Source organism: Natronococcus sp., from assembly GCF_047921035.1.
Classification (GTDB): domain Archaea; phylum Halobacteriota; class Halobacteria; order Halobacteriales; family Natrialbaceae; genus Natronococcus.
On the sequence record NZ_JBLRWX010000153.1, the window covers coordinates 1 to 5,703 of the forward strand.

Annotated in this window: 5 protein-coding genes and 1 pseudogene; 2 read left to right on the forward strand and 4 right to left on the reverse strand. The window is 64.5% G+C overall.

Annotation, left to right across the window (positions count from 1 at the left end):
* Positions 1-78: 78 nt before the first annotated feature.
* The 4 genes from ACNA7R_RS19010 to lrp form a co-directional block, all read right to left on the reverse strand.
* The gene (locus ACNA7R_RS19010) at positions 79-1,200 is read right to left on the reverse strand and encodes a DsbA family protein (RefSeq protein WP_416285087.1); all 1,122 of its coding nucleotides are present in this window, start codon (positions 1,198-1,200) and stop codon (positions 79-81) included.
* A 413-nt stretch (positions 1,201-1,613) separates the two neighbouring features.
* The gene (locus ACNA7R_RS19015; RefSeq protein ID WP_416285088.1) at positions 1,614-2,378 is read right to left on the reverse strand and encodes a pirin family protein; all 765 of its coding nucleotides are present in this window, start codon (positions 2,376-2,378) and stop codon (positions 1,614-1,616) included.
* Between the two features lie 66 nt (positions 2,379-2,444).
* Complete coding sequence (locus tag ACNA7R_RS19020) at positions 2,445-3,119, reverse strand: helix-turn-helix domain-containing protein (RefSeq protein WP_416285091.1); 675 nt, start codon at positions 3,117-3,119, stop codon at positions 2,445-2,447.
* A gap of 255 nt (positions 3,120-3,374) precedes the next feature.
* The gene (gene lrp / locus ACNA7R_RS19025; RefSeq protein WP_416285089.1) at positions 3,375-3,839 is read right to left on the reverse strand and encodes an HTH-type transcriptional regulator Lrp; all 465 of its coding nucleotides are present in this window, start codon (positions 3,837-3,839) and stop codon (positions 3,375-3,377) included.
* A gap of 183 nt (positions 3,840-4,022) precedes the next feature.
* Here lrp and ACNA7R_RS19030 point away from each other — a divergent pair, with 183 nt between their 5' ends.
* Both ACNA7R_RS19030 and ACNA7R_RS19035 read left to right on the forward strand, forming a co-directional pair.
* Positions 4,023-5,246: a PQQ-binding-like beta-propeller repeat protein gene (locus tag ACNA7R_RS19030; protein ID WP_416285090.1), complete on the forward strand. Its 1,224-nt coding sequence runs from the start codon at positions 4,023-4,025 to the stop codon at positions 5,244-5,246.
* Positions 5,247-5,427: 181 nt separating this feature from the next.
* Positions 5,428-5,703 (forward strand): annotated as a pseudogene (locus ACNA7R_RS19035) (pyrrolo-quinoline quinone); the annotation flags it as partial.

Below are 5,703 nucleotides of genomic sequence, written 5' to 3' on the forward strand. Positions count from 1 at the left end.
TGCGACCGGTACTGCGGGCGACAGCACGGCGTTCGTCAGTAGGGCGACGAGCGGCCAGTCGTCTCGACAGGTCGCGGGTTAGCAGTCGACCGGAATGTCGTCGATCGTGCGGTCGTCGCTGAGGTCGTAGTCCTCACCGGCGCCGATGCCGCCGCTCGAGCCTCCGCTGCTGGTGTCGCCGGAGGTGTCGTCGTCATCGTCGTCATCCGAGTCGCCGACGTCGGCCTCGTCCTCCTCGCCATCGGAGTCGACTTCCTCGCCGTCCTCGACGGTTTCGCCATCGTCGTCGTAATCCTCGTCAGTTTCGTCGTCGGTCTCGACTTCTTCCTCGTCGTCGCCGTCGTCGCCGTCGTCGGTCTCGGCATCTCCTTCGGAGTCCTCGATTTCGGACTCCTCCTGTGGCTCTTCGACGTCCTCGTCGTCCGATTCGGTCTCGACGTCCTCGTCGTCCGATTCGGTCTCGACGTCCTCGTCGTCAGCATCGTCCTCGAGCTTGTCCTCGGACTTCTCTCCCCCGGGGGCGGCGTCGAGACGGGCGTCGAGCCAGTCGATGATCGCCTGGGTTCCGTGGTGTGGCGCGGTCGTGTCGCCCGCCAGCTCGAGCTGTGGCGTGTAGGAGATCCCGTCGCCATCGGCCAGGGTGGCGACCTGTTCGACGTCCGCCTCGTACTCGCCGGCCTGTGCACGCTCGATACACGCCTCGACGTTCGACACGCCGGCCGAGCGGGCTCGGCTCTCGAGTTCGTCGTAGCCGACGTGTCCCGACGGCATGTCCGAGTAGGTCTCGGTCACGAACTGCCAGTAGCTGCTCGGGTCCTCGTCCCAGACCGCGAGGCCGACGGCCGCGAGCCGCGGGTCGCTGTCCGAGATGAAGTACTGCGAGGTGCTGCCCGGCTCGTACGCGAGGTTACAGAACTCGACGTTGAGAAGCCCCTCGGAGACGAACTCCGAGACGATCTCCTGGAGGTTTCCGGAGACGAAGCCCTGGCTCGACGGGCACTTGAAGTTCCCGTAGAAGGACGCGGTCGGCGCGTCGCTGTTCGTCCCGACCGTCGGATACGTGCGTTCGTCGGCGTCGTCCGGAATCGGTACCCCGCCGGACGATGCGCTCCCGGACGCGACCCCAGCGAGTCCGAGAAGCGAAACGGCCCCAGTAGCTGTCAGTACGCTTCGACGTGTCGTCTGCGACTTCCGTGACATCGACTGCTGCTCGTCAGGGGAGGAGTATAAACCGACTCAGCCGTTCTGTGCGCTTCTCCGAACTTTACCAAACTTCCGCCCGTTCCAGACATTCCTCGGGACGGCAACTGATAGACTCACTGTTTCAGTCCGGTTCGATCGACCCCTTCCGAAATCTCGAAATCGCAAGCAAGCGCTGTTGTTTACGAGAGCGAACGATTACTCACACCCCCAGATCGCGTTTCGATTCTCGAAATGATGTAAGTACAACAGGCGGTTCCGACTAATCTAACTTCTATTTTGCTGAACAGTCTCTAGAGATCGAATGGCGTGGCACTCGGTAGCAACAGCGGCCGGCTCGCACACGTCGGCCCCCTCCTCGAGCGGAGCCATCCTATCGTATCTCTAACCAAGTGGCGGCCACGGGAGCGACGTCAGCGTCCGATCGTTCCCTCGCGGGTGATCGGGGCGTCCGGGTCGAGAGGGAACGCGACTACTGTCGAGTTCTCGATCGCAGTGACGGACACGTCGGCCTCTCCGGTTACGAGTGCGCTCTCCGCGTGCCCGACCGACGCGTCGCCGACCGTAACCGCGCCCTCGAAGACGTAGAGGTAGGTGTCCCACCCCGGTCGGGAGGGAAGCGTCACGGTCGCGTCGGCCTCGAGACGGCAGTCGTAGCAGTGGACGTCGTTGCGGACGGAGAGCGGAGCCTCGCCGTCTTCGGGACCGAACAGGTGACGCCACGCATTGGGAGCCGCGTCGGGAATCCGCTCGTGTTGGATCCCCGGCTCGAGCTCGAGACTGTGCGGGCGGACGAATATCTGGAGCATCCGTAACGGCGGATCGTCCTCGAAGGTTTCCTCGGCGTGCCAGAACCCGCTGCCGGCGTTCATCACCAGCAGGTGCTCCGGGTCGGTAACCAGTTCGTTGCCCTGGCGATCGTCGTGGCGCATGACGCCGCCGGGGACCCAGGAGATGATCTCCTCGTTGCGGTGTTGATGCATCCGTATCAGGGTTCCCGGGTCCATGAACGACTCGACGACGGTCGCCAGCGGTCCGTAGCCGTGGTCGTCGTGGTCGGGGAGTGCCCGTCCGGGGAAATTGAAGTGCGTTCTGAACGGTCCCTGATCCTGCGAAATCTCCGTTCGCGGAGCCGTATGGATCCGGGACTGCGTGCGCGTCGAGCCAGGCTCGTCCATCGCCGGCACGTAGCGGCTCCGGGGCTAAATGCGTTCTGAGCGTCGCCGTCTCGAGTCGGACGGCCGTCAGTCGGAGAGCGTCGAAGAGAGTGCCGGCTCCGTTTCCTCCGGGCTTACGTCGAGTTCCGACGTGACCAGCGATCGGTACGCGCGACGGAGTCGTTCGGAGAGCGCCTGGTGAGAGACGCCGAGTTCTTCGGACAGCTCCTGCATCGAAACGTCTCGCGGGATTTCGAAGTAGCCGTAGTTGATGGCTGCGACGAGCGTTTCGTACTGGTTCTGCGTGAGCCCGGACTGCGAACCGGTTTCGTCGCTCGTATCGTAGAGGCGAATCACCGTCGGCTCGAGGTCGAGCTCCTCGAGTCGGGTGTGGATCGAACTCGCGTCGCTGCGTTCCTGGACTCGAATGTTGAGATTCCAGGACCGACCGCTGGCTGAGGCGTCCAGGATGGTGCCGCCCTCTTCGAGGACGACCTCGAAGAGATCGATCGCGTCCGGAGCGAACGTGACGTTGTACAGCCACTGCTCTTCGCTCCCGTTGACCAGCGTACGGTCCTCGATCGTCGAGGCGTCCGCCAGCCCGGACTCAATTTCGTCCTTCGACGCGCCGGAGAGCCACAGATCGTACCCGTCCGAGACGACGCCGGCCTCCGCTTCGCACGCGAGCGACGGCACGGATTCGAACAGTTCCGCCAGTCCGGTACCCTCGCTCGAGATTTCGAGGTTGACGATCGAGGTCATGAGTTCGATTCGAATGACACGCCGCAGTTGCATAGGGGCGGCTCCAAATCTGCTAGAACCGCCGGTAGAGAATGTACGGGTATATTACATACCGCCGGGTGTGGATCGGGACTGGAGACGAGGGTCACAGCCGGATCCGAACTCGCTCGGTCCTCGAGCGACCGTTTCCGCGAACCGCTACTCGAGGGGCCTCGCTCGAGGAACCGATCTCGGCCGCGATCCGGCCGGCGGAGCGTCCGGGAGGAACACAGCCGCTCAGTCGTCGGCTTCGGTCTCGAGCCGGAACTGTTCGTTTTCGGAGACGGCGTCGAGGGCGATGCTGGTATTCGACTGGGTGATATCGGGATCGGTGATCAGGGCCTTGATTTGGTCGTTCATGTCGTCGGTGTCTTCGAACTTCCCGATCGCGATGATGTCGTAGTCGCCGGTGACCTCGTAGACGGAGGTGATCTGGGTGTGATCCCGAAGCGTGGTCGTAATCTCCGACAGGGCGTTCCCCTCGACTTTGAACTGCATGACGGCGGTCACGTCGTACCCCGCAGCGCCGTAGTCGACGACCGGCGTGTACCCCTGGATGACGCCTTCCGATTCGAGGTCGGAGAGGTGGTTCGAGACCGTCGTCACCGAGACGTCGAGTTCTTCGGCGAGACTCCGCAGGCTAGCCCGTCCGTTTCCGAGTAGTTCGTTCACTAACTCCGTATCGAGGTGTTCGTAAGTCACTGTGTACTGTACTCTCACTACTCCGTTTAAACAGTTTACGAACGGCCAATTTTTGGCCCTCGTATTTGAAGTTACGAGAGTCTTTGAGCTGTGGGAACCTGCCGGACGTTACGGCCGGCGGGACGTTCGTGGTATTCAGTAGCAAGCTAAACTACTATTTCTCGTATAATAAAATTCAACGATATGTCGAACCGGAATCGACGATCGGTGTTGACGGCGGGCGCAGCGCTTTCGACCGGCGGCCTGTTCGCGTCTCTAGGTGCGGCAGACTCGGACCGAACGGGACAGTCCCGTGATCCGGAGTTCGACGTCGACGCCGTGAGCGACGAGGACTGGCCATCCTACCGCGGCGGACCCGGCCACGCGCGGTTCGTCCCGGACGGACCCGAGTTCGACGGGAGAGACCTCGAGGCGGCCTGGTCGGCCGATCACGACGGCGCGGTCGCGGTCGCCGACGACACCGTCTACACCGCCACGACGGACGGCGTGGTCGCCCTCGAGACGGAAGACGGGACGACCGTCTGGGAGAACGACGACGTCGAGGCGACCGGTCCCGCGGTCGGCGGCGAGAGCGTCTCCCTCCGTGGCGACGAGATCGTCGCACTGGATCGAGCCGACGGGAGCGTCCGCTGGGAGAGCGACCTCGGCGTCGAGGAGTGGACCGGCAGCCACACGGTCGCGTACGGCGCGGTGTACACCGTCGCCGACGGCACGCTGTACGCCCTCGAGGCCGACGACGGCTCGGTCAGGTGGACGACCGACTCCGTCGGCTTCGTGTTCTCGTTCAACGCGTTCAAGCCGTCCTCCGACGAGTTCACGACCGGGACCGCCGCGAGCAACGGACTCGTGTACGCCGGGACGGGGTCCGGACCGGTCGCGTTCGACCCCGAAACCGGCGACGAGGTCTGGCGGAGCCGACGCCCGTACGCGGACGGGACCGATCGCGAGATCTACGCGACGCCCGACGCGGTTCTCGTCGGCGGCTACTCGAGCACCGAGTGTGGCATTCACGACGCCGAAACCGGCGAGTTCCGTGGCTCGGCGTCGACGGAGTCGATCCACGAACCCGCGCTCGGCGAGGAGACCTACTTCGCCGATACGAGCCACGCGTTCGCGGCGGGATCGCTCGAGGACGGCGCGGACGACTGGCAGCGGGCGGGCCGAGACAGCCACGGCCAGGGCGTGGTCTGCGGCGAGACCGTCTACGTCTACTTCCGGACCGCAGGCGATCCCTCGGAGGTTCCCTACCACGAGGAACTCGTCGCGTTCGACAGGGGCGACGGGAGCGAGAAGTGGACGCTCTCGAGAAAGCGGGCGCCGGTCGGCGAGATCCGTGCGATCAGCGGCGACACCGTGTACGTCGACTACGAGGGGGAACTCGTCGCGCTCCGGGATCTGGACGGCTGACGGGCTGTACGGGCCCCCTCTCGGCGTAGCGTCACCGCGTCACTGCGCTCCGACGGACGGCGTTTCGACCGCCCGCTTTCGCTCTTCCGCGACGGTTGCGTTCTCCCGCTCGAGCGAAAAACCATCGTGGGTACGATAAGCAAGGGATCTATATACGTGTTCGATAACACCTGAGACAGACATGTCGGGCTGGAGGCGGCGATCGATACTGGCGACGGGGGCAGCGATTTCGACCGGAACCGTTCTCGCCGCGGCGGGAAGCGGCGCCGCAGAGACCGACGAGGGGAGCGGATCGTCGCTCGATGAGCCGGCCGGCTGGTCCTCGTACCGGGGCACGGCGGGCAACACCGCGTACGTCCCGTCCGAGGGGTCGTTTTCCGAACCGGAGACGGTCGCGTGGGAGTACGACGAGCGCGGCCGTGCTGCGATCGTCGACGGGACGGTCTACCTCCGCACG

Excerpts from the sequence above, each read along its gene's own strand:
- ACNA7R_RS19010 (WP_416285087.1), bottom strand. The coding sequence starts at position 1,200 with ATGTCACGGAAGTCGCAGACGACACGTCGAAGCGTACTGACAGCTACT.
- ACNA7R_RS19015 (WP_416285088.1), bottom strand. The coding sequence starts at position 2,378 with ATGGACGAGCCTGGCTCGACGCGCACGCAGTCCCGGATCCATACGGCT.
- ACNA7R_RS19020 (WP_416285091.1), bottom strand. The coding sequence starts at position 3,119 with ATGACCTCGATCGTCAACCTCGAAATCTCGAGCGAGGGTACCGGACTG.
- ACNA7R_RS19030 (WP_416285090.1), top strand. The coding sequence starts at position 4,023 with ATGTCGAACCGGAATCGACGATCGGTGTTGACGGCGGGCGCAGCGCTT.